Source organism: Streptomyces sp. NPDC051740 (genome assembly GCF_044453165.1).
In the GTDB taxonomy this organism is placed as follows: domain Bacteria; phylum Actinomycetota; class Actinomycetes; order Streptomycetales; family Streptomycetaceae; genus Streptomyces; species Streptomyces atrovirens.
The window spans coordinates 130800-155851 of record NZ_JBITCL010000002.1 but is presented as its reverse complement, the minus strand read 5'-3'; the positions used below and the strand labels follow the sequence as shown (position 1 = coordinate 155851).

The 25052-nt window shown below is 70.6% G+C and carries 21 protein-coding genes and 4 pseudogenes; 17 read left to right on the top strand and 8 right to left on the bottom strand.

Annotation, left to right across the window (positions count from 1 at the left end; all coding sequences use genetic code 11):
- Positions 1-115: 115 nt before the first annotated feature.
- Positions 116-1312, bottom strand: a complete 1197-nt coding sequence (locus ACIA6T_RS03790) for an RNA-guided endonuclease InsQ/TnpB family protein (RefSeq protein WP_399444936.1) — start codon at positions 1310-1312, stop codon at positions 116-118.
- A gap of 158 nt (positions 1313-1470) precedes the next feature.
- On the opposite strand from ACIA6T_RS03790, the gene ACIA6T_RS03785 reads away from it, so the two are divergent.
- Entirely contained in the window at positions 1471-3723 is a 2253-nt protein-coding gene (locus tag ACIA6T_RS03785) for a heavy metal translocating P-type ATPase (RefSeq protein ID WP_399444935.1), read from the top strand.
- Positions 3724-4573: 850 nt separating this feature from the next.
- On the opposite strand, the gene ACIA6T_RS03780 is transcribed toward ACIA6T_RS03785, so the two are convergent.
- Complete coding sequence (locus tag ACIA6T_RS03780) at positions 4574-5863, bottom strand: citrate synthase (protein WP_399444934.1); 1290 nt, start codon at positions 5861-5863, stop codon at positions 4574-4576.
- Between the two features lie 219 nt (positions 5864-6082).
- The gene (locus tag ACIA6T_RS03775; protein WP_399444933.1) at positions 6083-8371 is read right to left on the bottom strand and encodes an ATP-dependent RecD-like DNA helicase; all 2289 of its coding nucleotides are present in this window, start codon (positions 8369-8371) and stop codon (positions 6083-6085) included.
- A gap of 66 nt (positions 8372-8437) precedes the next feature.
- On the opposite strand from ACIA6T_RS03775, the gene ACIA6T_RS03770 reads away from it, so the two are divergent.
- On the top strand, positions 8438-9010 hold the full coding sequence (locus tag ACIA6T_RS03770) for a Uma2 family endonuclease (RefSeq protein ID WP_383609277.1): 573 nt from the start codon (positions 8438-8440) through the stop codon (positions 9008-9010).
- On the opposite strand, the gene ACIA6T_RS03765 is transcribed toward ACIA6T_RS03770, so the two are convergent.
- Both ACIA6T_RS03765 and ACIA6T_RS03760 read right to left on the bottom strand, forming a co-directional pair.
- The gene (locus ACIA6T_RS03765; RefSeq protein ID WP_399444932.1) at positions 9007-9192 is read right to left on the bottom strand and encodes a DUF397 domain-containing protein; all 186 of its coding nucleotides are present in this window, start codon (positions 9190-9192) and stop codon (positions 9007-9009) included. The genes ACIA6T_RS03770 and ACIA6T_RS03765 overlap by 4 nt on opposite strands.
- 7 nt (positions 9193-9199) lie before the next feature.
- The gene (locus ACIA6T_RS03760; protein ID WP_399444931.1) at positions 9200-10036 is read right to left on the bottom strand and encodes a helix-turn-helix transcriptional regulator; all 837 of its coding nucleotides are present in this window, start codon (positions 10034-10036) and stop codon (positions 9200-9202) included.
- On the opposite strand from ACIA6T_RS03760, the pseudogene ACIA6T_RS03755 reads away from it, so the two are divergent.
- Positions 10009-10400, top strand: a pseudogene (locus tag ACIA6T_RS03755) (ATP-binding protein). The gene ACIA6T_RS03760 and the pseudogene ACIA6T_RS03755 sit on opposite strands and share 28 nt — an antisense overlap.
- Before the next feature lie 85 nt (positions 10401-10485).
- Here the strand turns inward: ACIA6T_RS03755 and ACIA6T_RS03750 are convergent.
- Positions 10486-11115: a TetR/AcrR family transcriptional regulator C-terminal ligand-binding domain-containing protein gene (locus ACIA6T_RS03750; RefSeq protein ID WP_399444930.1), complete on the bottom strand. Its 630-nt coding sequence runs from the start codon at positions 11113-11115 to the stop codon at positions 10486-10488.
- A gap of 105 nt (positions 11116-11220) precedes the next feature.
- On the opposite strand from ACIA6T_RS03750, the gene ACIA6T_RS03745 reads away from it, so the two are divergent.
- The 3 genes from ACIA6T_RS03745 (at position 11221) to ACIA6T_RS03735 (ending at position 13841) form a co-directional block, all read left to right on the top strand.
- Positions 11221-12273 carry an aldo/keto reductase gene (locus ACIA6T_RS03745; RefSeq protein WP_399444929.1) on the top strand — a complete coding sequence of 351 codons (1053 nt, stop codon included), beginning with the start codon at positions 11221-11223 and terminating at the stop codon, positions 12271-12273.
- A gap of 242 nt (positions 12274-12515) precedes the next feature.
- Positions 12516-13016: a hypothetical protein gene (locus ACIA6T_RS03740; protein WP_399444928.1), complete on the top strand. Its 501-nt coding sequence runs from the start codon at positions 12516-12518 to the stop codon at positions 13014-13016.
- Between the two features lie 351 nt (positions 13017-13367).
- A complete protein-coding gene (locus ACIA6T_RS03735) occupies positions 13368-13841 on the top strand; it encodes a hypothetical protein (RefSeq protein ID WP_399444927.1) in 474 nt (157 codons plus the stop codon).
- Here the strand turns inward: ACIA6T_RS03735 and ACIA6T_RS03730 are convergent.
- Positions 13808-14508 (bottom strand): annotated as a pseudogene (locus ACIA6T_RS03730) (transposase). The gene ACIA6T_RS03735 and the pseudogene ACIA6T_RS03730 sit on opposite strands and share 34 nt — an antisense overlap.
- Before the next feature lie 190 nt (positions 14509-14698).
- Here ACIA6T_RS03730 and ACIA6T_RS03725 point away from each other — a divergent pair.
- Entirely contained in the window at positions 14699-15232 is a 534-nt protein-coding gene (locus ACIA6T_RS03725) for a hypothetical protein (RefSeq protein WP_399444926.1), read from the top strand.
- On the opposite strand, the gene ACIA6T_RS03720 is transcribed toward ACIA6T_RS03725, so the two are convergent.
- Positions 15211-15990: a helix-turn-helix domain-containing protein gene (locus ACIA6T_RS03720; RefSeq protein WP_399444925.1), complete on the bottom strand. Its 780-nt coding sequence runs from the start codon at positions 15988-15990 to the stop codon at positions 15211-15213. The genes ACIA6T_RS03725 and ACIA6T_RS03720 overlap by 22 nt on opposite strands.
- A gap of 86 nt (positions 15991-16076) precedes the next feature.
- Between ACIA6T_RS03720 and ACIA6T_RS03715 the strand changes: the two are divergent.
- The 10 genes and pseudogenes from ACIA6T_RS03715 to ACIA6T_RS03670 all read left to right on the top strand — a co-directional run.
- Positions 16077-16220, top strand: a pseudogene (locus ACIA6T_RS03715) (LLM class flavin-dependent oxidoreductase); the annotation flags it as partial.
- Between the two features lie 46 nt (positions 16221-16266).
- Positions 16267-16605, top strand: a pseudogene (locus ACIA6T_RS03710) (transposase); the annotation flags it as partial.
- Between the two features lie 175 nt (positions 16606-16780).
- Positions 16781-17815: a LacI family DNA-binding transcriptional regulator gene (locus tag ACIA6T_RS03705; RefSeq protein WP_385057682.1), complete on the top strand. Its 1035-nt coding sequence runs from the start codon at positions 16781-16783 to the stop codon at positions 17813-17815.
- Complete coding sequence (locus ACIA6T_RS03700; protein WP_399444924.1) at positions 17812-19332, top strand: sugar ABC transporter ATP-binding protein; 1521 nt, start codon at positions 17812-17814, stop codon at positions 19330-19332. Before ACIA6T_RS03705 ends, ACIA6T_RS03700 begins: the two co-directional genes overlap by 4 nt.
- The gene (locus tag ACIA6T_RS03695; RefSeq protein ID WP_399444923.1) at positions 19322-21280 is read left to right on the top strand and encodes a substrate-binding domain-containing protein; all 1959 of its coding nucleotides are present in this window, start codon (positions 19322-19324) and stop codon (positions 21278-21280) included. The genes ACIA6T_RS03700 and ACIA6T_RS03695 overlap by 11 nt, the downstream gene beginning before the upstream one ends.
- Before the next feature lie 26 nt (positions 21281-21306).
- Positions 21307-22287: a ribokinase gene (locus ACIA6T_RS03690; RefSeq protein ID WP_399444922.1), complete on the top strand. Its 981-nt coding sequence runs from the start codon at positions 21307-21309 to the stop codon at positions 22285-22287.
- Entirely contained in the window at positions 22284-22673 is a 390-nt protein-coding gene (gene rbsD / locus ACIA6T_RS03685; RefSeq protein WP_399444921.1) for a D-ribose pyranase, read from the top strand. The genes ACIA6T_RS03690 and rbsD overlap by 4 nt, the downstream gene beginning before the upstream one ends.
- A gap of 248 nt (positions 22674-22921) precedes the next feature.
- Positions 22922-23899 (top strand): helix-turn-helix domain-containing protein, encoded by a 978-nt coding sequence (locus ACIA6T_RS03680; RefSeq protein WP_399445300.1) that lies wholly within the window; start codon positions 22922-22924, stop codon positions 23897-23899.
- A 441-nt stretch (positions 23900-24340) separates the two neighbouring features.
- A complete protein-coding gene (locus ACIA6T_RS03675) occupies positions 24341-24673 on the top strand; it encodes a hypothetical protein (RefSeq protein ID WP_399444920.1) in 333 nt (110 codons plus the stop codon).
- A 45-nt stretch (positions 24674-24718) separates the two neighbouring features.
- Positions 24719-25030, top strand: a complete 312-nt coding sequence (locus ACIA6T_RS03670; RefSeq protein ID WP_399444919.1) for a pore-forming ESAT-6 family protein — start codon at positions 24719-24721, stop codon at positions 25028-25030.
- Positions 25031-25052 lie beyond the last annotated feature (22 nt).

Genomic DNA, 25052 nt, shown 5'->3' with positions numbered 1-25052 from the left:
GGCGTGAACCGGGTCGTACCAGCCCCCGTTCCCTGCGGCCCGGCACGCCACGCCCCCTGAGCTCGTCCCTGGAGATACGGACTTGGCTTCCTCCCCTCTTGAAGGAGGGGAATTCCTACGGCTCGCGCCGTAGGGGTTTCTGCTTCATCGCCGGCCGCCCGCCCGGAGTACTCCGTTGAGGTCTTACGCCAGCTCCGCAGACAGACGCCGTCAGCCCGACGGCCAGGATGTTCTTCGCCGCGTTCACGTCCCGGTCGTGGGTCGTCCCGCAGTCGCACGTCCAGGTGCGGACGTGCAGCGGCATCTTGTCCCGCAGGATGCCGCAGGTGGAGCACAGCCTGGAGGAGGGGAACCAGCGGTCGACCGCGATCACTTCGCGGCCGTACCACTGGGCCTTGTACTCCAGCAGGCTCCGGAAGTCGGCCCAGGCCGCGTCGCTGATGGCGCGGGCCAGCTTGCCGTTCTTCACCATGTTCCGAACGGTGAGGTCCTCGATCACGATCGTTTGGTTCTCACGAACGAGTCGAGTGGTGAGCTTGTGGAGGTTGTCCCGGCGCCGGTCGGTGATCCGGGCGTAGATTCCGGCGACCTTCTGACGGGCCTTACGGCGGTTGGCACCCTCGCCCCTGGCCTTGCGGGCGAGCTGCCGCTGGGACTTGGCGAGACGGGCGCGGTCGCGCCGCTCGTGCCGGGGGTTGGCGGCCTTCTCCCCGGTGGAGAGGGTCAGCAGGTGGTCGAGTCCGACGTCCACGCCGACGGCCGTATCGGTGGCCGGGAGCGGCTGAACCGTCGGGTCCTCGACCAGCAGGGACACGTACCAGCGTCCGGCCGCGTCCTGCGACACGGTCACCGTGGACGGCGACGCTCCCTCGGGCAGTGGACGGGACCACACGATGTCGAGCGGCCGGGCCATCTTCGCCAGGATCAGCCGGCCGTCTTGGAACCGGAACGCGCTGGTGGTGTACTCCGCCGACTTCCGCGACTTCTTCCGCGACTTGAACCGCGGGTACCTGGCCCGCTTGCCGAAGAAGTGGGTGAACGCCGTCTGGAGGTGACGCAGGGCCTGCTGGAGCGGGACGGAGGAGACCTCGTTGAGGTACGCGAGTTCCTCGGTCTTCTTCCAGGCCGTCAGCATCGCCGACGTCTGGTTGTAGTTCACCCGCTCCTGCCGCGTCCACGCCTGAGTGCGCGCCGCAAGAGCCAGGTTGTAGACCTTCCGCACACACCCGAACGTGCGCGACAGCTCGGCTGCCTGCGCATCGGTCGGATGGAAGCGGTACTTGAACGCCCGCTTCACATGGGCGGTTCCCATATCTCACATACTGGACCATCAGTTTGTGACGGGCTGCCGGTGGTTTGGGGTGAACGCCGGTCCGTCCCGGCGGCGAACCGGCTTTCCCCGCCCTGCTCCGCAGGAGCTTCGTTTCCTCCCCCGGCTGAAGCCGGGGGTATCCACGAAGGAGAGCACCGATGACCAGCACCTCCGCCCCCGAGGCACCGGCCGCCGGGCAGCCGGCCCTCTCGGAGGTCGAGCTGCTCATCGGCGGGATGACCTGCGCCTCCTGCGCGGCCCGCGTCGAGAAGAAGCTCAACCGCATGGACGGCGTCACCGCCACGGTGAACTACGCGACGGAGAAGGCCCGGATCACCTACCCGCCGGGCACCGAAGTCGCCGACCTGATCACCACGGTGGTGCGGACCGGCTACACCGCCGAGGAGCCCGCGCCTCCGCGGTCCCCGCAGGACGAGACGCCCGCCCTGGGGGAGACCGACCCCGAGCTGGCCACCCTGCGCCACCGCCTCACCGTCTCCGCGCTCCTCGCCCTCCCCGTCGTCCTGCCGGCGATGATCCCGCCCCTGCAGTTCGACAACTGGCAGTGGCTCTCGCTCACCCTCGCCGCGCCCGTCGTGGTCTGGGGCGCCGCCCCCTTCCACCGGGCCGCCTGGACCAACCTCCGGCACGGCGCGGCCACCATGGACACGCTGGTCTCCGTCGGCACGCTCGCCGCGTTCGGCTGGTCCCTGTGGGCGCTGTTCCTCGGCGACGCGGGCATGCCCGGCATGCGGCACCCCTTCGAACTCACCGTCGCCCGCACCGACGGCGCCTCCACGATCTACCTGGAGGTCGCCGCGGGCGTCACCGCGTTCCTCCTGCTCGGCCGCTATCTGGAGGCCCGCTCCAAGCGCCGCGCGGGAGCGGCCCTGCGGGCGCTGATGGAACTGGGCGCCAAGGAGGTGGCCGTGCTCCGCGACGGGCGCGAGGTGCGGATCCCGGCGGAGCGGCTGGCCGTGGGCGACCGGTTCGTCGTACGGCCCGGGGAGAAGATCGCCACCGACGGCACGGTCGTCGAGGGCGTCTCCGCCGTGGACGCGTCCATGCTGACCGGCGAGTCCGTCCCGGTGGACGTCACCGTCGGCGACACCGTCACCGGCGCCACGGTCAACGCGGGCGGACGGCTCGTCGTCGAGGCGACCCGGATCGGCGCCGACACGCGGCTCGCGCGGATGGCGAAGCTGGTCGAGGAGGCGCAGAACGGCAAGGCGCAGGTGCAGCGCCTCGCCGACCGGATCTCCGGGGTCTTCGTCCCCGTGGTGCTGCTGATCGCGGCCGGCACCTTCGGGACGTGGCTCGGCGCGACCGGTGACACCGTCGCCGCGTTCACCGCCGCCGTCGCCGTCCTGATCATCGCCTGCCCCTGCGCCCTCGGGCTCGCCACGCCGACCGCGCTGATGGTCGGCACCGGGCGCGGCGCCCAGCTCGGCATCCTCATCAAGGGCCCCGAGGTCCTGGAGTCCACCCGCCGCGTCGACACCGTCGTCCTCGACAAGACCGGCACCGTCACCACCGGCCGCATGACCCTGCTCGCCGTGCACACCGCCGACGACACCGACGAGACCGAGGTGCTGCGCCTCGCGGGCGCCCTGGAACACGCCTCCGAGCACCCGATCGCCCGGGCGATCGCTGCGGGCGCCGAGGAACGCACTGGCGCGCTGCCTCGCGCCGAGCACTTCGAGAACGTCCCCGGCCGGGGCGTACGCGGGCGCGTGGAGGGCCACGAGGTGGCCGTGGGACGCCTCTTCGACGAGGTGCCGCCGGAGCTGGCCCGGGCCAGGGAGGAGGCCGAGCGGGACGGGCGTACGGCCGTCGTGGCCGGCTGGGACGGGGTGGCGCGCGGTGTCCTCGCGGTCGCCGACGCCGTGAAGGAGACCAGCGCCGAGGCGGTGCGCGAGCTGCGCGCGCTGGGGCTCACGCCGGTGCTGCTGACCGGTGACAACCGGACCGTCGCCGAGGCGGTGGCGCGGACCGTGGGCATCGACCGGGTGATCGCCGAGGTGCTGCCCGAGGACAAGGCCGACGTCGTACGACGGCTGCGGGACGAGGGGCGAAGCGTCGCCATGGTCGGCGACGGCGTCAACGACGCGGCCGCGCTGGCCGTCGCCGATCTGGGTCTCGCCCTGGGCACCGGCACGGACGCGGCGATCGAGGCGGGCGATCTGACCCTGGTCCGCGGCGACCTGCGGGTGGCCGCGGACGCGATACGGCTGTCCCGCAGGACGCTCGGCACGATCAAGGGCAATCTGGTGTGGGCCTTCGGCTACAACGTGGCCGCCCTGCCGCTGGCCGCGGCCGGGCTGCTGAACCCGATGATCGCCGGTGCGGCGATGGCGTTCTCGTCCGTTTTCGTGGTGACGAACAGCCTGCGCCTGCGGGCGTTTCATTGAGGTCTCGAGTTGGGGTGTACCCCTGTCATCCGGTACGACCCTCACATAAGCTCTTCACACGGCTCGCGCATCTTCCTTACGCTTGGGCCCCGTGAGCGGTTTGCGGGCTCTTGCGCACCTTGAGGGGATATGCAAGAGACGCAGATCATAGTGATCTGAACGTAACCATCGAAGGGGTTCGAAGGTCTAAGTTGGCGATGTCGGGCAGCGTCTTGGGGGGCGCTTCCTGACATCTGGGGAATGTCTTGGGGGACTTTTCCCGGAGATTGCGTTGCCGGGGCACGTACCCAGCGGGGAGCTTTGAGCGGCCCTCCCGAACGTGCGCTGTCCCGGCAGACCGCACACACCGACGAGTACGGCGGGTTCAGGTCCGTCCGCACTCACACAGCGATTCAGGCGCTGTCCTCACAGACGCCCGGCCGGATCCCGTGGGGGGAATCCGCACCGGGACATGGGAAGGCGCCCTGGTTCGTCGGCCCGTGGGGGGACCGGCGACCGGGGCGCCTTCTTCATTTGCCGTTGTGCGACACGCCCGAAGGGGCACGGGCCGTTGTGCGACACGCCCGAAGGGGCACGGGCTTCCGTGCGGCTTGCGGCTTGCGGCTTGCGGCTTGCGGCTTGCGGCTTGCGGCTTGCGGCTTGCGGCTTGCGGCTTGCGGCTTGCGGCTTGCGGCTGGGCAGCATGCCTGAAGGGGCGCGGGACTGTATCGATATGCGGCTCCGCCGCGTGGGCGCGACCAGCCACAGACCGGCCGGCAGCCGCCCACACCCCTTCAGCAACGAGCTACTGGGCGCTCAGCGCCCCCACCGGCCGGTGCCGGGCGCACATCAAACGCCCCACCGGCAGGTGTCAGCGCTTCTCGACCGGGACGAAGTCGCGCTCGACGACGCCCGTGTAGATCTGGCGCGGGCGGCCGATGCGGGAACCCGGCTCCTTGATCATCTCGTGCCACTGGGCGATCCAGCCCGGAAGGCGGCCGAGGGCGAACAGGACCGTGAACATCTCGGTCGGGAAGCCCATGGCCCGGTAGATCAGACCGGTGTAGAAGTCGACGTTCGGGTAGAGGCTGCGCGAGACGAAGTAGTCGTCGGAGAGCGCGTGCTCCTCCAGCTTCAGCGCGATGTCCAGCAGCTCGTCGGACTTGCCGAGGGCGGACAGCACATCGTGCGCGGCAGCCTTGATGATCTTGGCGCGCGGGTCGAAGTTCTTGTAGACCCGGTGGCCGAAGCCCATCAGGCGGACGCCGTCCTCCTTGTTCTTCACCTTGCGGATGAAGGAGTCGACGTCGCCGCCGTCGGCCCGGATGCCCTCCAGCATCTCCAGCACCGACTGGTTGGCACCGCCGTGCAGCGGGCCCCACAGGGCGGAGATACCCGCGGAGATCGAGGCGAACATGTTCGCCTGCGAGGAGCCGACCAGGCGCACGGTGGAGGTCGAACAGTTCTGCTCGTGGTCCGCGTGCAGGATGAGCAGCTTGTCCAGGGCGGCCACGACGACCGGGTCGAGCTCGTAGTCCTGAGCCGGGACCGAGAACGTCATGCGCAGGAAGTTCTCGACGTAGCCGAGGTCGTTGCGCGGGTAGACGAACGGGTGGCCGACCGACTTCTTGTACGCGTAGGCCGCGATCGTCGGAAGCTTGGCGAGCAGCCGGATGGTGGAGAGGTTGCGCTGCTGCTCGTCGAACGGGTTGTGGCTGTCCTGGTAGAACGTCGACAGCGCGGAGACGACCGACGACAGCATGGCCATCGGGTGGGCGTCGCGCGGGAAGCCCTTGTAGAAGTTCTTGACGTCCTCGTGCAGCAGGGTGTGCTGCGTGATCTCGCCCTTGAACGCGGAGAGCTCGTCGACGGTCGGCAGCTCGCCGTTGATCAGCAGGTAGGCGACCTCCAGGAAGGTGGAGCGCTCGGCCAGCTGCTCGATCGGGTAGCCGCGGTACCGGAGGATGCCGGCCTCGCCGTCCAGGTAGGTCACCCCGGATTTATAGGCGGCGGTGTTGCCGTAGCCGCTGTCCAGTGTCACCAGACCGGTCTGCGCGCGGAGCTTCCCGATGTCGAAGCCCTTGTCGCCGACGGTGCTGTCGATCACCGGGTAGGTGTACTCGCTGCCGTCGTACCGCAGTACTACAGAGTTGTCGCTCACGTCTTCCCTCACCGACCTAGTGCCTCATCTTCGAGGTGCCCTGACTGTCTCCACCATCCCCCACTCGGCGCAGGAGAGTGCACTCGGGGTCGACCATCGGGCCTATCGGCGGCACTGAGTGCCGCCAACTTGCCCATCCTGCCCCCTGTGCCCCCTGTCCGGAAGGGTTCTGTGACCTTCGTGACTCATTTGATCGATCATTTTTTGATGACGGACCGCTCACAGGGGTGACGCGGGGGTCGAGAGGCGGGAGCCGGCGAGGCGGAAGTCCAGCGCCGTGCACCGGCGGCCCGCCGAGACCGTGCGCACCGCCTGTCCGATCGCCTTGCGGGAGCCGACGAGGACGACCAGCCGCTTGGCCCGGGTGACCGCCGTGTACAGCAGGTTGCGCTGGAGCATCATCCAGGCGCCCGTGGTCACCGGGATGACGACCGCCGGGTACTCGCTGCCCTGGGAACGGTGGATGGTCACGGCGTAGGCGTGCGCCAGCTCGTCCAGTTCGTCGAACTCGTACGGCACCTCCTCGTCCTCGTCGGTCAGCACCGTCAGACGCTGGTCGACCGGGTCGAGGGCGGTGACCACGCCCACGGTGCCGTTGAAGACACCGTTCTCCCCCTTCTCGTAATTGTTGCGAATCTGGGTCACCTTGTCGCCGACGCGGAAGACCCGGCCGCCGAACCGCTTCTCGGCGAGGTCGGGGCGGCCGGGGGTGATGGCCTGCTGGAGCAGCCCGTTGAGCGTGCCCGCGCCGGCCGGGCCCCGGTGCATGGGGGCGAGGACCTGCACGTCACGGCGGGGGTCGAGGCCGAACTTCGCCGGGATGCGCCGGGCCGCGACGTCCACGGTGAGCCGGCCCGCCTCCTCGGTGTCGTCCTCGACGAAGAGGAAGAAGTCCTTCATGCCGTCGGTGACGGGATGCTGCCCCGCGTTGATCCGGTGCGCGTTGGTCACCACGCCGGACTGCTGGGCCTGGCGGAAGACACGGGTGAGCCGGACGGCGGGGACGGGGCCGCCGTCGGCGAGGAGGTCCCGGAGCACCTCCCCCGCGCCGACGCTGGGGAGCTGGTCGACGTCCCCGACGAAGAGCAGGTGGGCGCCCGGCGGTACGGCCTTGACCAGCTTGTTCGCGAGGAGGAGGTCCAGCATGGACGCCTCGTCGACCACCACCAGGTCGGCGTCGAGCGGGCGGTCACGGTCGTAGGCGGCGTCGCCGCCGGGCTTGAGCTCCAGGAGGCGGTGGACGGTGGAGGCCTCGGCTCCGGTCAGCTCGGCGAGGCGCTTGGCGGCGCGGCCGGTCGGGGCGGCGAGGACGACCTTGGCCTTCTTGGCGCGGGCCAGCTCCACGATCGACCGGACGGTGAAGGACTTGCCGCAGCCGGGACCGCCGGTCAGTACGGCGACCTTCTCGCTCAGCGCCAGCTTGACGGCGGCCTCCTGCTCGGGGGCGAGGTCGGTGCCGGTACGCCCCTTCAGCCAGCCGAGCGCCTTGTCCCAGGCCACGTCCCGGAAGACCGGCATCCGGTCCTCGTCGGTACGGAGCAGGCGCTGCAACTGGGCGGAGAGGGCCAGTTCGGCGCGGTGGAAGGGGACGAGGTAGACGGCGGTGACGGGGTCGCCGCCCTGCGGATCGGGGACCTTCTCGCGTACGACACCGGGGTCTTCCCCCTCTTCGGGCTCGGCGGCGAGTTCGGCGAGGCACTCGATGACGAGGCCGGTGTCCACCTGGAGCAGCTTCACCGCGTCGGCGATCAGCTTCTCCTCGGGGAGGTAGCAGTGCCCCTGGTCGGTGGCCTGCGAGAGGGCGTACTGCAGGCCGGCCTTCACCCGGTCGGGGCTGTCGTGCGGGATGCCGACGGACTGGGCGATCTTGTCGGCGGTGAGGAAGCCGATGCCCCAGACGTCGGCGGCGAGCCGGTACGGCTGGTTCTTCACGACGGAGATCGAGGCGTCGCCGTACTTCTTGTAGATGCGGACGGCGATGGAGGTGGACACCTCGACGGTCTGGAGGAAGAGCATGACCTCCTTGATCGCCTTCTGCTCCTCCCAGGCGTCGGCGATCTTCTTGGTCCGCTTGGGGCCGAGCCCGGGGACCTCGATGAGCCGCTTGGGCTCCTCCTCGATGATCTGGAGCGTGTCCAGCCCGAAGTGCTGGGTGATGCGGTCGGCGAAGACCGGTCCGATGCCCTTGACCAGGCCGGAGCCGAGGTAACGGCGGATGCCCTGCACCGTGGCGGGGAGGAGGGTCGTGTAGTTCTCGACGTGGAACTGCTTCCCGTACTGCGGGTGCGACCCCCAGCGCCCCTCCATCCGCAGCGACTCCCCGACCTGCGCGCCGAGCAGCGCGCCGACGACGGTGAGCAGATCACCGGCGCCTCTGCCGGTGTCGACCCGGGCGACCGTGTAGCCGTTCTCCTCGTTGGCGTACGTGATGCGCTCCAGCACGCCTTCGAGGGTGGCGAGCCGGCGTTCGCCGGGGGCCGCGGAGGGTTGGGCGGACTGGTTGGGCATGATCCGACGGTACCGCTGGGGACTGACAGGGCGGCCGGAGAGTCGCCCCCTCAGTACTCTGGGCTCATGGACTACGCCAAGATGCGCGCCATCGCCGCAGAGCTCGGGGCCTACTCGGAGCAGCTCGAGGGGTCGTGGAGTGTCGAGATCGGGCCGTCCGGTCCGATACTGGCGATGATGTGCCCGTCGAAGCGCCACGAGGGGACTGTCCGCCGCATCTGCAAGCAGTTGGACGCGCAACTGCCCCGCACCCACCCCGGTCACATCTGCGCGAACGGACCCGAGATCGAGCACCCGGCCATCGGACGCATGCGCCGACCCGATGCCGTTGTGATCCCCGAGGCCACCCTCGACGAGGAGGGCCTGGCCGTCGACGCGACGCAGGTGCTGGCCGCTGTCGAGATCGTCTCGCCGTCCAACCCGAGCAACGACTACGACGAGAAATTGGCCGACTATCCGGCCATGGGCATCCCGCACTACATGATCGTCGACCCGCGCACCGGCACGATCGAGGTGCACTCCGAGCCGTGCAAGGGCCGCTACAGCAACAAGGAGCCGTACATCTTCGGCGACTCGGTGCCGTTCGGGCCGTGGACGGTGGAGACGTCGGAGTTCCGCAGGTACGGCAGGGACGGTTAACGGCGCGGCTGTGACTTGAGGTCTTCGAGGAAGGGGGCGAAGGCCTCCGGCGGGAAGGTCGGGGTGGCCCGGGCGGGGGCCTTGGAGTCGCGGACGGCTATACGGGTGGAGACGTTCGCGATCTCGACGCAGTTGTTGCCGTCGTCGGGACCCGAGTAGGACGACTTCCGCCAGTTGTCCATGGATGCCTCACAGCTCTTTCGCCAGGCGGTTGATGAAGTCTCGCGACCGCTCGGTGCCGAGCGAGACGGCTTCCACCTTACGGAAGCGCGTTCGAAAAGCAGCGAGCTGCGCTTCGGAATCGATGAACGCCGAGCCGTGCGGCACGTCCCGCACCACAGTGTCCAGCCTGCGCACGGGGCCACCCGCATACGTCATGGTGCTGCCCGCCCTGGCGAAGCCATCCAGGTCGAAGGGGATGACGCGCACGGTGATGCGGTCCGCTTCGGAGAACTCCAGGAGCTTGGCGAGTTGATCCCGGGACGCAGCACGGTCGCTGACCCTGATACGCAGGGCGGACTCGTGGATCACCAACTCGTATGGAGTCGTGATCTTTTGGCGCCTCATGCGGTGCCCTACGCGCAGATCAAGTTCTTCGCGAGTCAGTTCAGGAACCCTTGAGGAAAAGACCGCCCGTGCGTAATCCTCCGTCTGAAGCAGGCCCGGCACGTACAGGAGCGCCACCTCCCGCAAGAACACGGCGTGGTGTTCCAGTTCGGCGAGGTCCAGGAACGAGGTGGGCAGGTGGCCCCGGTACTCCTCCCACCAGCCCTGAGTCCGGTCAGTGGCCATAGTGGTCAGGGCTGCGGTGAACTCCTCGTCCGTGCACGCATAGTGGGATGCAAGGCGGCGCAGTCGCTGCTCACTCACACCCGTGACCCCGGTTTCGATCTGGCTGATCTGCACCCGATTCACCCCGAGCAGCGCTGCCGCCTCGATGGTGGTGAGCCCTGCCGCCTCGCGGAGCCTGCGCAGCTCAAGTCCAAGGCGCACCTGACGTGCGGTTGGTTCGCGCCTCAGGACCATCAACCGACCTCCGCACCGTCACCGTCAGCCGCCGTACCCTCCGCCTGATCCTGACCGTGCACGGACTGATCCGCCTCGTCGACGTCGCCGAACCGCTCGCCACCGAGCCGGTCTCCAACGCCGTACGGCACACCAAGGGCCCCGCCGGCCTGCGCGTGCGCTGGTCGCCGCCGGGGACGTTGCGGATCGGGGTGTGGGACGCGGACCCCCAACCCCCGGAGCCGCCGAGGCCGTTCGAGGAGGAGGCGGAGGACGGGCGGGGGCCGGCGCTGGTGCGGGCCTGCGCCGACGTGTGGGGTGGCAGCCACTGGCCAGACAGGGCAGCCGGGGCAAGTACGTGTGGTGCGAGCTGTCGGCGGCCTGACGCGCGGCCGGGACACACGGCCTGTCCGCGCGGAGCTTCCCGCGCCCGCTCGACCCCCGTGAGCGGACATGAAGCGGGAAGCCCGTCACGTACGGCCTTCGCCGCCCCGTACGTACACTCCCGCGCGCGCTGCCGCCACCGCGGCCTCGGCGGCCCGGTCCGCGGCCGCTTCGTCGAGGGGGGCGCCGCCGGTCAGCAGGCGGTAGTAGAGGGGGGCGGAGACGGCGCGGATCACCTCGTGGACGTCGGTCCCCTCGGGGACCTCGCCCCGGTCGACGGCCTGCTGGACGCAGGGCGCCCACTCCTCGACGCGGACGTCGTAGAAGCGGCGCAGGGCCTCGGCCGTCCTCGCCTCGCAGGTGGCGGCGGCGATCACCGCCTTGAACAGCGCTCCCTGCCGCGGGTCGGACAAGGTGCGCTGCACGAGCCGGGCGTTGGCCTTGAGGTCACCGAGCAGCGAGCCGGTCTCGGTACGCGGCAGTGACTGCTCGGCCATGTCCAGCAGCAGATCGGCCACCAGGCCGGTCACCGTCCCCCAGCGCCGGTAGACGGTGGTCTTGCCCACCTCGGCACGGCGCGCGACGTCGGCGAGGTCCAGGTGGGCGAAGCCGTGCTCCGCCAGGGCGTCCCCGGCCGCCCGCAGCACCGACGCCCGCACCCGCGCCGTGCGCCCACCAGGGCGAACGGTCCCCGGATCCGCACCCTCGAACTCCATAACGGCACCCCAGTTCCATTAATCACTCACACCTGCTACGTTGGGGTCCACATTAATGGAACTACAGACCCGTTAGCCAGGTCGTGTGATGAGAGAGGTACAGCCATGGAGTACAGGCGGCTGGGCGCGTCCGGCCTCAAGGTCCCCGCACTGAGCTTCGGCGCCGGCACCTTCGGCGGCCAGGGGCCGCTGTTCGGCGCCTGGGGCACCACGGACGCGCGGGAAGCACGACGTCTCGTGGACATCTGCCTCGACGCCGGAGTCACGATGTTCGACACCGCCGACGTCTACTCCGGCGGGGCCTCCGAGGAGGTGCTGGGCGAAGCGATCAAGGGCCGCAGGGACCGGGTGATCGTGTCCACCAAGACCGGCCTGCCGATGGGCGACGGCCCCGGCGACGCGGGCACCTCCCGCGCACGCCTGATCACCGCGTGCGAGGACGCCCTGCGCCGGCTCGGCACCGACCACATCGACCTGTTCCAGCTGCACGCCTACGACGCCGGCACACCGGTCGAGGAAGTCCTGTCCGCGCTCGACGATCTCGTACGGGCGGGGAAGGTCCGCTACCTCGGCATCTCCAACTTCTCCGGCTGGCAGGCGATGAAGTCCCTCGCGAGCGCGGAGAGACACGGCCGTCCGCGCTATGTCGCGCATCAGGTCTACTACTCGCTCATCGGCCGCGACTACGAGTGGGAGCTGATGCCCCTCGGGCTCGACCAGGGGCTCGGAGCCCTCGTCTGGAGCCCGCTCGGCTGGGGACGGCTCACCGGCAAGGTCCGCCGCGGCCGGCCGCTGCCGGCCGGCAGCCGACTGCACCGCACCGCGGACCACGGCCCGCCGGTCGAGGACGAACACCTCTACCGCGTGGTCGACGCCCTCGACGAGGTCGCGCGGGAGACCGGCAGGAGCGTTCCGCAGATCGCCCTCAACTGGCTGCTGCGGCGACCGACCGTCTCCTCCGTCATCATCGGCGCCCGCGACGAGCGCCAGCTCCGCCAGAACCTCGGCGCCGTCGGCTGGACGCTCACGCCCGAGCAGACGGCGAAACTCGACGCGGCGAGCGACAGGACGGCGCCCTACCCGTACTTCCCCTACCAGCGCCAGGAAGGCTTCGCCCGCCTCAACCCGCCCGTTGTCGCACCTCCGCCCGCCGCGTGAGGACCAGCGCCGTCGGTGGTACCCCACCGGGGCACGACGCACTCGGCGTCGGCGACCGCCGTTCCCGCTTCACGGCGTACGCGCGAAAAGGTCAACTGTTCTCCTACGGCAGTCACTTGAGGGTCGGAAAGGACGGGGAATCCGCCGGGGCGATCCCGTTCGGGGCACCGGCGGCGCGGGTATGCCATGCCCTGCCGCGCGCATGCCGTGCGCGCGGATCCGGCTTGGACCGAGGGGGATCCATGCGCGACAGAGTGGCTGGTCTGGGACTCGGTGGGATCCGTGGCGACCACGCCGTCATCAACCCGGCGATGGGCGCCATGTTCCAGGTGCTGCGAGGGTTCCTGCTGATCCTCTGGATCGCCCTGCTGATCGCCACCGTCGTCGATCCGGACGCGGTCGACGACAACGCCGCCGTCGCGACGGTCGTGGTGGCCGTGGTGTACGCCCTGAAGTTCGGGTGGCGCCTGCTGACCGCCCGGCTCGGTGTGAACAGGTGTTACCTGTGCGCGGGCGGCGTGGCCGTCACCGGCCGGTTCGGCCGGATACGCGACTCCGTGGCGTGGAGCGAGGTGACCGGGGTGCAGCAGACGGTGATAGTGGGGTACGTCATGGGCTGCCACCGCATCGAGATCTTCAGGAGCCGTTCCGCCGCGCCCCTCTGGCTCGTGGCTCCGGGCGCGAAGTCCGCCCTGGTCCAGGCCCTGCTCGCCGAGGGCAGGCACAGCGGCGCCCTCCAGTGATCACGCGCGCGGACGTCGACGGCGACGGCGACGGCGACGGCGACGGCGACGGCGACGGCGACGGCGACGGCGACGGCGACGGCGACGCGCAGGAAACGTGACCGCCGGCCTGCGGCCCGGAGTGCCGTCGCCGTGAGCGGCACGGGGCGTGACGGAGCGCCCTCTGCCCGGCTCACGGAAGCACGGCACCGGCGAAGAGGCCAGGACCTGTCCTGGTGATCTTCGTGATGCGGTCGACCGCTCGGACACCTCCGTCCGGGACGTCGAGCAGAACCCGCCGCCAGGCCGCTGCGTTGTCAGTCCCCGCCGCTATCGTTCGCGCGTTCACGATCTTCAGGGAGGGGTGGGTCGATGGGCGCCAGCGGATGGGGTCACGTCACCAGGTACGACGGTGATGTCGAGGCGGCTTTGGCGGCATTGCAGGCCAGGGTGTTCCAGGAGGAATACGGCGACGATGCCCGATACCGAAGCCTGGAGGATCTCTACGAGGACGAGGAGTTCATGGGGACCGAGGGTACCCATACGATCCTCGACATCGACGGGGTTGTCGCCACGGATGCCCCGCCGACACGCTCCGGTATCGCCGACTACGGCACCCTGCGCCCTCTTGCCCTCACCCGCGTGATGCACCACTTCGGCACAGATCGCCCGTCGGTCGAGCAGTACGAGGAACACGCTGCTGCCGCCGACGAGGCCGCGAGCCACGAGGAGTACGAGCAAAGCCTGCTAGGCGAGTGCCGGATGAGGTGGACCGGTTACTACATCGTCCTCTACTCCGGCGACAAGCCGACTCACCTGGGAATCTTCGGATTCTCAGGTGACTGAGAGCTGTCCCGTAAGTGATCGTTCTCCCGGTCGGGGTGCGTCCTGACGTCGCGGGGACCGGGTGCCTGTCCGGCGAGCATGAGGTTGTGCATGCGGGCAATGCCGGACATCGCATGGTGGACGCCGTCACCGCGTAGGCGGCAATCGCGAAGGATCTTCCAGGTCTTCATGCGGGCGAAGGCGTGCTCGACGCGGGCTCTCACCCGCTTGTGGCTCTTGTCGTGGGCCTGCTTCCATACCGGAAGTTCCTCGCCCTGCGGCGGCGGTGCGGAATGACCAGGCCTGTGCCCGGACAGCCGCCGTCGGCGATCGTGGTGGTGTTCCTGACGGCGGCCGCGGCACCGGACTCGGCCCAGGCCCGGCAGTCGTTCCGGTTCCCCGGCAGCGGCCAGCCGACCAGGACCACCAGCCGGGTGCCGGCGTCGACGACCACCTGATGGTCGGTGGAGCAGCGGTAATTCTTCGACTGCTCAGCCACCTTGTGGTCCCTGGTCGGGACCAGGGTGCCGTCCACGATCAGCACCGCATCCTTCGCGAACCGCTTGCGCGGCCGGAGCGCGAACTTCGGGCCGAGGTCGTCGATGACGCGGTCGGCCGCGGACTTCGACACCCCGAAGAGCAAAGCCAGTTGCCGCAGCGTCAGGTTCGTCCGCCAGTACGCTGCCACCAGCAGCACACGGTCCTCAAGTGACAGCTTCCACGGCCGCCCCGGCTGGACGCGTCGGCGCCCTCACGCCGCAGCCGGGCCACCAGCTTGCCGGAAATCTGCGGACTCAGCCCGGTGAAGGGAGCTATCCAAACGGCTCCGACGCCGGAATCACACCGCTCATGTAGTGATCATTTCACTGAGATCATGCATGACCGCCGCCGTTCCTGACTTGAAAGCCCATTCCCTGCAGGGAATTGTCGGTCTCGGCCGCGCGCCGCAGGATCTGGTCCGAAGCGACCCGCCCGGCAAGGAGATGTACATGATCGAGATCGACCCGCAGCACCTGGCCCACCGCTATATGGCTCAGTGGACAGTGCCGGACGCCGCCGAACGCCGCGCGGCCATCGAGCGGCTGTGGTCCGACGACGCCACTCACATCCTGCAGCCGCCCGCGGAGATTCGGGAGATCGCTGCGGAACTCGGCTTCGGCCACACGACTCTGGAGGCTCAGGGGCACGACGCCATCGAGACCCGAGTGGCGCGAAGCTACGAGCGGTTCGTCGAGAAAAGGGGATTCACCTTCCGGGCACGCGCCGATGCGGTACGCCTTCACGGCCTGGTCAAGTTCGGCTGGGAGGCGGTGTCCACCGAAACCGGCGACGTGGTGGGTGGGGGCTTGGAGATTCTGGTGCTCGACGACGACGGCCGGATCAAGGCCGACTACATGTTTCCGGGGGCCTGACCCGCAGCAGCGGAGGCCATCGGTCTGGCGGCGGCCGTGAGAGCCTCGGCTGTCGCCGGGTCTGCCGGCAGGAACGCCTCCAGCTTCAGCTCGGCAAGTGTCACGTCAACGGCGGTGGCGAAGGTCGTCACGGTCGTCATCAGGCTCAGCTCGCCGTACGAGGACCGCAGGCGGAGTGGAACTGCGAAACCGAGCAGCCCGGCGGACCGCTCCAGCTCGGGAACGTACCCGGTGAGCTCGGCGCGCAACTCCTCCAGGTGGCCGAGGCGGGCCAGGATGTGGCGCGCCCATTCGGCGAGGTTGCGGATGCGGGGAGCCAGGCCGTCGGGATGCAGCGCAAGGCGGTAAATGTTCCTGCCCGGGCCCACCAGTTCGGCGGCCGCACCCTCGGTGATCAGGTCGAATGCGGTGTTCGCGGCTATCAGGTCACCGCCCCGGTCCACCACCAGCGCCGGATACGGCAGATGCCCCCGGAGGATGTGGTCGATCGCTGTGCGCACGGGGGCCAGCGCCGAGTCGTCCAGTGAGCTCTCGGGGTAGGCGGGCGCGTACCCGGCGGCCAGCAGCAGTTCGTTACGCTCGCGCAGCGGCAGCTCCAGCGACTCGGCCAGGCGCACGACCATGTTCCGGCCCGGAACGGACCTGCCGGATTCGATGAAGCTGAGGTGCCGCTGGGTGGTGCCCGCCCGCAGCGCCAGGTCGAGCTGGCTGAGATGACGGCGGGTACGGCGTTCGCGAAGCGTACGAGGGAAGTCCACGGGCCTGTTGTACCGACGAGGAAGGGTCCCGGGCCATTCCCCGCAGGGAATTGTCGCCACCCGAACCGGTCGTGAACATCTGTGGCATGGACATCGGTGTACTGCTTCCGACCGGAACCGCCCAGTGGGGCGCGTCCGACGACCCTCGCGAGCTGGTCGCCTTCGGACGCCAGGCCGAACGCTCGGGCTTCTCCTCGCTCTTCGTCAACGACTCCCTGATCAGCCCGTGCATCGAGGCGCTCACGATGCTGGCCGCGCTCGCCCCGGCCACCGAGACCGCGACGCTGGGCGGGCAGGCCCCGCAAGAAGCCGAACAGTCTCGCGGCCGACAAGGCTTACAGCAACGGCCCCGCCCGCGAGTACCTGCGGCGTCGCGGTATCCGGCACGCGATCCCGGAGAAGACCGACAGCCAGGCCGCCCGCCTGCGCGAAGGCTCACGCGGCGGACGGTCACCCGGCTTCGACCAGGACCGCTACGAGAAGCGCAACACCGTTGAGCGAGCGATCAACCGGCTGAAGAACTTCCGCGCGGTCGCGACCCGGTATGACAAACGCGTCTACATCTTCCTCGGCACGGTCACCACCGCGGCTCTTGCGGTCTGGCTCCGCTCATGATCGCCAGGACAGGTCCTGGGCGGCCCGAGGGCCTCCTCGCCGGCAGGCGTCCTCCGCCGCGCTCCCCCACCCCGGTCACGATTCGATTTCGGCCACCCCGCACCCTCTTGTCAGCCACCCGTGTAATCGATTCCAATCCTCCGTGTAATCGATTCCACGAGGAGGTGGAACGGCGATGGCGAGCATCAAGGACGTCGCCGCGCGGGCCGGGGTGTCCGTCGCCACGGTGTCGCGCGTCCTGAACGACCACCCGTCGGTCAGCGCGGACGCCCGCACCCGCGTGCTGGCCGCCGTCGAGGCGCTGGGCTACCGCCCGAACGCCGTCGCCCGCTCCCTGCGCACCGACCAGACCCGCACCCTCGGGCTGGTCATCAGCGACGTGATGAACCCGTACTTCACCGAGCTGGCCCGCTCCGTCGAGGAGGAGGCCCGCGCGCTCGGGTACAGCGTGATCATCGGCAACGCCGACGAGCGGCCCGACCTCCAGGACCACCACGTCACCACCCTGCTGGACCGGCGTATCGACGGCCTGCTCGTCTCCCCCACCGACGGCGGCTCCCCGCGCATGCTGGACGCCGCCCGCGCGGGCACGCCCATGGTGTTCGTCGACCGGTGGATCCCCGGCGTGGACGTACCCGTCGTCAGGTCGGACGGACGCGGCGCCGTACGGGATCTGGTCGCGCACCTGTACGCCCTCGGGCACCGGCGGCTCGCGATCATCGCCGGGCCGGCCGCCACCACCACCGGCCGCGAGCGCGTGGACGCCTTCCGGGAGGCGCTCGGCGCGTACGGGCTCCCCCTCCCCGACGCCTACATCGGCCAGGGCGACTTCCAGGCCGACAGCGGGCGCCGGGTCACCGAGGGCTTCCTCGACCTGGCCGAGCCGCCCGAGGTCGTGTTCGCCGCCGACAACCTGATGGCGCTCGGCGCGCTGGACGCCGTACGCGCGCGCGGGCTGCGGGTGCCCGACGACATCGCGCTGGCCGCGTTCGACGACATCCGCTGGTTCGTGCACACCGATCCGCCGGTCACCGCCATCGCCCAGCCGACCGGCGCGCTGGGCCGGGCCGCCGTACGCGCGCTCGTCGACCGGATCGAGGGCGGCCCCGGCGAGTCCGTCACCCTCCCCGCCCGGCTCGTCGTGCGCCGCTCGTGCGGTGAGCCGGTACCCCCACAGTCCCCGTCCCCCGTACGAAGGAGTACGTCGTGAGCAGCCCGGACGAGTTGCTGCGCATCGAGGGCATCCGCAAGACCTTCCCGGGCGTGGTCGCCCTCGACAGCGTCGACTTCGACCTGCGCCGGGGCGAGGTGCACGTGCTCCTCGGTGAGAACGGCGCCGGCAAGAGCACGCTGATCAAGATGCTCTCCGGTGCCTACACGCCCGACGCCGGCCGGATCACGGTCGGCGGCGAGGAGGTGCGCATCCACGGTGCGCAGGACTCCGAGCGGCTCGGGATCGCCACCATCTACCAGGAGTTCAACCTCGTCCCCGATCTGACGGTCGCCGAGAACATCTTCCTCGGGCGGCAGCCGCGCCGGTTCGGGATGATCGACCGGAAGAGGATGGACGCGGACGCCGAGGTGCTGCTGAAGCGGGTCGGGGTGGACGTCTCCCCCCGTGCGCGCGTGCGCGAACTCGGCATCGCGCGGCTCCAGATGGTCGAGATCGCCAAGGCGCTCAGTCTGGACGCGCGCGTGCTCGTCATGGACGAGCCGACCGCCGTGCTGACCTCCGAGGAGGTCGAGAAGCTGTTCGCCATCGTGCGGCGGCTGCGCGAGGACGGCGTCGGGATCGTGTTCATCACCCATCACCTGGAGGAGATCGCCGCCCTGGGGGACCGGGTCACCGTCATCCGGGACGGGCGCAGCGTCGGGCAGGTGCCCGCCTCGACCCCCGAGGACGAGCTGGTACGGCTCATGGTCGGGCGGTCGATCGAGCAGCAGTACCCGCGCGAGCGCGCCGAGGCCGGTGACGCGCTGCTCAAGGTCGAGGGACTGACCCGGGACGGTGTCTTCCACGACGTGGGTTTCGAGGTGCGGGCCGGTGAGGTCGTCGGCATCGCGGGGCTCGTGGGCGCCGGGCGGACGGAGGTGGTCCGGGCGGTGTTCGGGGCCGATCCGTACGACGCCGGGGCCGTGCACGTCGCGGGGACCCCGCTGCGCCGCCACGACGTGAACGCCGCCATGGCGGCCGGGATCGGGCTCGTGCCCGAGGACCGCAAGGGGCAGGGGCTCGTCCTCGACGCCTCCGTCGAGGAGAACCTCGGCCTGGTCACCCTCCGGTCCGCCTCCCGCGCGGGGCTCGTCGACCTCAAGGGGCAGCACGAGGCCGCCGAGCGGATCGCCGGGCAGCTCGGCGTGCGGATGGCCGGGCTCGGGCAGCACGTCCGCACGCTCTCCGGCGGCAACCAGCAGAAGGTCGTCATCGGCAAGTGGCTGCTGGCGGACACCAAGGTGCTCATCCTCGACGAGCCGACGCGCGGCATCGACGTCGGCGCGAAGGTCGAGATCTACCAGCTCGTCAACGAACTGACGGCCGCCGGCGCCGCCGTGCTCATGATCTCCAGCGATCTGCCGGAGGTGCTCGGCATGAGCGACCGCGTCGTCGTCATGGCGCAGGGACGCGTCGCGGGCGAACTCACCGCCGAACAGGCCACCCAGGACGCCGTGATGGCCCTCGCCGTCAGCACTCACACCAACGGAACGGAGGCCTCCCGTGGCCACTGACACGCTCAAGGGCAAGCCGGGCGCGCAGGGCGGCGCCACGGCCGGCCTGCGCCGCCTGCTCCTCGACAACGGCGCGCTGACCGCGCTGATCGTCCTCGTCATCGCCATGTCGGCGCTGTCCGGGGACTTCCTGACCGCCGACAACCTCCTCAACGTCGGCGTCCAGGCCGCCGTGACCGCGATCCTCGCCTTCGGCGTCACCTTCGTGATCGTCTCGGCGGGCATCGACCTGTCGGTCGGCTCGGTCGCCGCGCTGTCCGCGACCGTGCTGGCGTGGAGCGCGACCGAGGCAGGGATCCCGGTCGCCCTGGCCGTCCTGCTGGCCGTCGCGACGGGCATCGCCTGCGGTCTGGTGAACGGTTTCCTCATCTCGTACGGGAAGCTGCCGCCGTTCATCGCGACGCTGGCCATGCTGTCGGTGGGGCGCGGTCTGTCGCTCGTCATCTCGCAGGGCTCCCCGATCCCCTTCCCGGACTCCGTCTCCCACCTGGGTGACACGCTGGGCGGCTGGCTGCCCGTGCCGGTGCTCGTGATGGTCGTCATGGGGCTGCTCACCGCCTTCGTGCTCGGACGGACGTACATCGGCCGGTCCATGTACGCCATCGGCGGCAACGAGGAGGCCGCGCGCCTTTCGGGCCTGCGGGTGAAGCGGCAGAAGCTCGCCATCTACGCGTTCTCGGGTCTGTTCGCCGCCGCCGCGGGCATCGTGCTCGCCTCCCGGCTGTCCTCCGCGCAGCCGCAGGCCGCGCAGGGCTACGAGCTGGACGCGATCGCCGCCGTCGTCATCGGCGGCGCCTCCCTCGCGGGCGGCACCGGCAAGGCGTCGGGCACGCTGATCGGCGCACTGATCCTCGCCGTGCTGCGCAACGGGCTCAACCTGCTGTCCGTCTCCGCGTTCTGGCAGCAGGTCGTCATCGGTGTCGTCATCGCGCTGGCCGTCCTCTTCGACACGCTGCGCCGCAAGGCGGGCGCGACCACCCCGGCGGCCGGGGCGTCCGGGAACGGGAACAGGGGCAAGCAGGCACTGACGTACGTCATCGCCGCGGTCGTCGCGGTGGCCGTCGTCGGCGCGACCTCGCTGCTGCACAACGGCTCCTCGGCCGCGAAGACGCAGAAGATCGGCCTGTCGCTGTCGACGCTCAACAACCCGTTCTTCGTGCAGATCCGCAACGGCGCCGAGGAGGAGGCGAAGAAGCTGGGCGTGGACCTGACGGTCACGGACGCCCAGAACGACGCCTCCCAGCAGGCCAACCAGCTGCAGAACTTCACCAGCGGCTCGCTCTCCGCGGTCGTCGTCAACCCGGTCGACTCCGACGCCGCCGGTCCCGCCGTGCGCGGCGCCAACAAGGCCGGCATCCCGGTCGTCGCCGTGGACCGCGGGGTCAACAAGGGGGAGACGGCCGCGCTGGTCGCCTCCGACAACGTCGAGGGCGGCGCGCTGGGCGCCAGGGCGCTCGCCGAGAAGCTCGGCGGCAAGGGCACCATCGTCATCCTCCAGGGGCAGGCCGGCACCTCCGCCAGCCGGGAGCGCGGCGCGGGCTTCGCGGCCGGGCTGAAGGAGTACCCGGGCATCGAGGTCGTCGCCAAGCAGCCCGCGGACTTCGACCGCACCAAGGGCCTGGACGTGATGACGAACCTGCTCCAGGCGCACCCCGACGTCGACGGTGTCTTCGCCGAGAACGACGAGATGGCGCTCGGCGCGATCAAGGCGCTCGGTTCCAAGGCCGGCAAGTCGGTCCAGGTCGTCGGCTTCGACGGTACGCCGGACGGGCTGAAGGCGGTCGAGGCCGGCACGTTGTACGCGTCCGTCGCGCAGCAGCCGTCGGAACTGGGCAGGATCGCGGTACGGAACGCGTTGCGGGCCGCCGAGGACGAGAAGGTGGAGAACATGGTGAAGGTGCCGGTGAAGGTGGTCACCCGGGAGAACGTGGCCGGCTTCGAGGGCTGACGCACACCGAGATCGGGGAGCGATTCATGTACGACTACGACCTCCTGGTCGTGGGATCGGCCAACGCCGACCTGGTGACCGCGGTCGAGCGCCGGCCCGGCGCCGGGGAGACGGTGCTCGGTTCCGACCTGGCCGTCCACCCGGGCGGCAAGGGCGCGAACCAGGCGGTCGCGGCCGCCCGGCTCGGTGCCCGTACGGCCCTGCTGGCGCGGGTCGGCGACGACGGGCACGGGCGGCTGCTGCTGGACTCGCAGCGGGCGGCCGGGGTGGACACGGTGGGCGTGCTGGTCGGCGGGGCGCCCACCGGGGTCGCGCTGATCACGGTGGACCCGTCGGGGGACAACAGCATCGTCGTCTCGCCGGGCGCCAACGGCCGGCTGACGCCGGCGGACGTGCGGGCGGCCGGGAGCCTGTTCCACGCCTCCCGGGTGGTCTCCGCGCAGCTGGAGATCCCGCTGGAGACGGTGGTGGAGGTGGTGCGGAGCCTGGTGCCGGGCAGCCGGTTCGTGCTGAACCCGTCCCCGCCGCGCCCGCTCCCGGCGGAGGTGCTGGCGGCCTGCGACCCGCTGATCGTCAACGAGCACGAGGCGAAGGTGATCCTCGGCGACACCGCCGGGGTGAGCGACCAGCCCGAGGACTGGGCGCGGCTGCTGCTGGCGAAGGGCCCGCGGTCGGTGGTGGTGACGCTGGGCGGCGAGGGCGCGCTGGTGGCCTCCGCCGACGGTGTCGCCCGCGTCCCGTCCGTCGAGGTGCGCGCCGTGGACACCACCGGTGCGGGTGACGCGTTCACCGCCGCGCTGGCCTGGCGCCTCGGCGCGGGCGAACCGCTCGCCGGGGCGGCGGCGTACGCGGCCCGGGTGGGCGCGGCGACGGTCACCAAGGAGGGCGCGCAGGTGTCCTTCCCCACGGCGGCGGAGGTCGCGGCGCTGTGCCGTGCCGATCCGGGGGACGCCCCCCGGGAGCCGGACAGCGCGTCCGGCGTGGCCCCGGAAGGCGGCACCCGGTGAAGAGGCGCGGGATCCTGAACCGGCACCTCGCCGGCGCCCTGGCCGAGCTCGGGCACGGCGACGGGGTGCTGGTGTGCGACGCCGGGATGCCGATACCCGGCGGGCCGCGCGTGGTGGACCTCGCCTTCCGCGCGGGGGTGCCGTCGTTCGCGGAGGTGCTGGAGGGGCTCCTCGACGAGCTGGTCGTCGAGGGCGCCACGGCCGCGTCCGAGGTGCGGGAGGCCAATCCGGCGGCGGCCGAGCTGCTGACGGACCGCTTCCCCGGCCTCGGCCTGGTCCCGCACGAGCGGCTCAAGGAGCTGAGCGCGGGCGCCCGGCTCGTCGTGCGCACCGGCGAGGCACGGCCGTACGCGAACGTGCTGCTGCGCTGCGGGGTGTTCTTCTAGCAACGCCCGGTACGAGGCGCGCACCACTTCGAGGGGGCCCGGTCCGTCGACCGGGCCCCTCGGTCCCTCCCCCGTCAGCACCCCTCAAGCCCCCCCCGGGTCCCCTCCCAGGAGTCCTGACTCCACGTACGACCCGCGAGGCGCGGGGAGGGTTGCACGGTCTCTCCGGAATTCTTCCGGCCCCGGTTCCCTACGATGTCCTCCTGGGCAGGATGCGGTCGTCCGGTACGCGTTGGGGGCGTGTGACGATGCTGGTGCAGGAGTTCCGGACCGGAGTGGTGCCGCCCGCCGAGCGGTGGGATCTGTGGCAGGACGTCGCCACGCGGACGCACGTGCCCAACCTGCTGCGCAGCGAGCGCAGCGACGACTTCGAGGCCACGATGCGGGTCCTGCCGCTGGGGGACCTGCAGATCGCCGAGCTGGACCTGCCGCACCTGGACACCACGCGCACACCGCGCACCATCCGGCGTTTCGACCCCGAGGTCCTCCAGATCAACTGCCATCTCTCCGGTGACGGCATGCTGGCGCAGGACGGCACCGAGGGGGTGTTCGGGGCGGGGCAGCTCATCATGGCCGACACCAGCCTGCCGTACGACGTCCGCATCAACAGGACGTCGCAGCGGTCCACGACGGTGGTCGTCAGCCTGCCCCGGGCCCGGCTCCCGCTGCCGCCGCGCGCGGTGCGCCGCCTGCTGGCGGTGCCGGTCCCGGTGGACCGGGGCACGGGCGGCGCGCTGCACCGCTGGCTGGCCGACGTCGCCCGGCGGGCCGACGAGTTCACCGAGGCCGACGTGCCGGCCCTGGCCTCGGTGACCACGGATCTGCTCGCCTCCGTGCTCGGCCGCTGCGCGGACTCCGAGGACGCGCTGCCGCCGGAGTCCCGCCGGCGCGCCCTGCGCACCCGGATCCGGGACTTCATCGACCAGCACCTGGGCGATCCGTCGCTGTCCCCGGCGACCGTCGCGGCGGCCCACGGCATCTCGGTACGGCATCTGCACCAGTTGTTCGCGGCGGAGGGCGAGGCCCCGGCGGCCTGGATCCGCCACCGCCGGCTGGAGCGTTGCCGCCGCGACCTGGCCGACCCCCGGCTGCGGGGCCGCTCCGTCCACGCGATCGCCGCGCGGTGGGGCTTCGCCGACGCGGCCACCTTCAGCCGTGTCTTCCGCCGCGCGTACGGCATGACGCCGACGGACCACCGCCGTCACCACGCGGGCCGCGACCGGTAGGGCCCGGCGCGTCCTGCCGGAATCGACAAGATCCCTGCACGGACGGTCAAGGATGCAACCGTCCGGTGGGCGCATGCTGGTGCCCGTGCGCAGTGGGGGCTGTGCACGCACGGGGGAACGGGGGGAAGCAGCGTGCGGTGCCGGCGGACGTCGGCGTCCGATCCGGCACCGCACGGCTTGCGCTCCGCGCGAGCCCGGAAGGAACCGTTCCCTCGCACTCGCACTCGCACGAACCCCGTCCCGGCTCCGGCCCCCGTGCCCCACGAACCGTGCCGCCGTCCCGGTGAGTACCTCGCGCCGACGTGCGCAGGCATCGGCCTTGTCCCCACCATGTCCGGATCGCGTCACACCGTGATCAACGGCGTTGCGTCCGCAACGGGTTGTGCGACAACATGTTCGAACAGCTTTGTGATGCGTACGTGACGCACGGGGGTGACACACGTGAAGTTCGACATGGGGTCCACGACCCTGTCGGAGCTGGGCAGGAACACGTTCGGTTCGAGCACCGACCTGGGCACGCTGATCCGCATGCTCATCCAGGCGGCCGAGCCGCTGGAGGGCAAGTTCAACGGTTCCGGAAAGGTCGCCTTCGACTCGTTCAAGACGCGCGCGGACGAGATCACCGCCGCGCTGAACGAGTCACTCGGCGCGATCCTCGAAGGCCAGGGCGGTATGGACACCGCGTTCACCACCGGTGAGACCGAACAGCAGGACAACGCCCAGAAGAACATGGGCGCGGCCAACTTCGACGCGGCCCGCTTCGGCGCGCGCTAGACCGCCGGCCGGGGCCGAGGCCGACAACCACAGGGGGTTTTGACGATGGGCCAGAATCTGGACCGCCGCTCCTACGACACCGGCGCGTCGAGCGAGGTGCAGGGTGGCTTGCAGGGGATCGTCGGGCAGTTGGAGCGCGTGCTGGCCGACCGCGACAGGGCCGTGAAGGCCGCCATGGCCGACTTCCAGGCCGACGGGGTCTCCGAGGAGTACCACGGCAAGGAACTGCGCTGGAACCGCGCGGCCGACGAGGTGCGCAGCATCATCCAACTGGTGCGCACGACTCTCGAGGAGAACGACGGAACGGCCCAGTCGACGATGGCGAGGGCGCGGGCGGCGGTCGACAACATCGGCTGACGCGGGCGCGTCGGCGGACGAC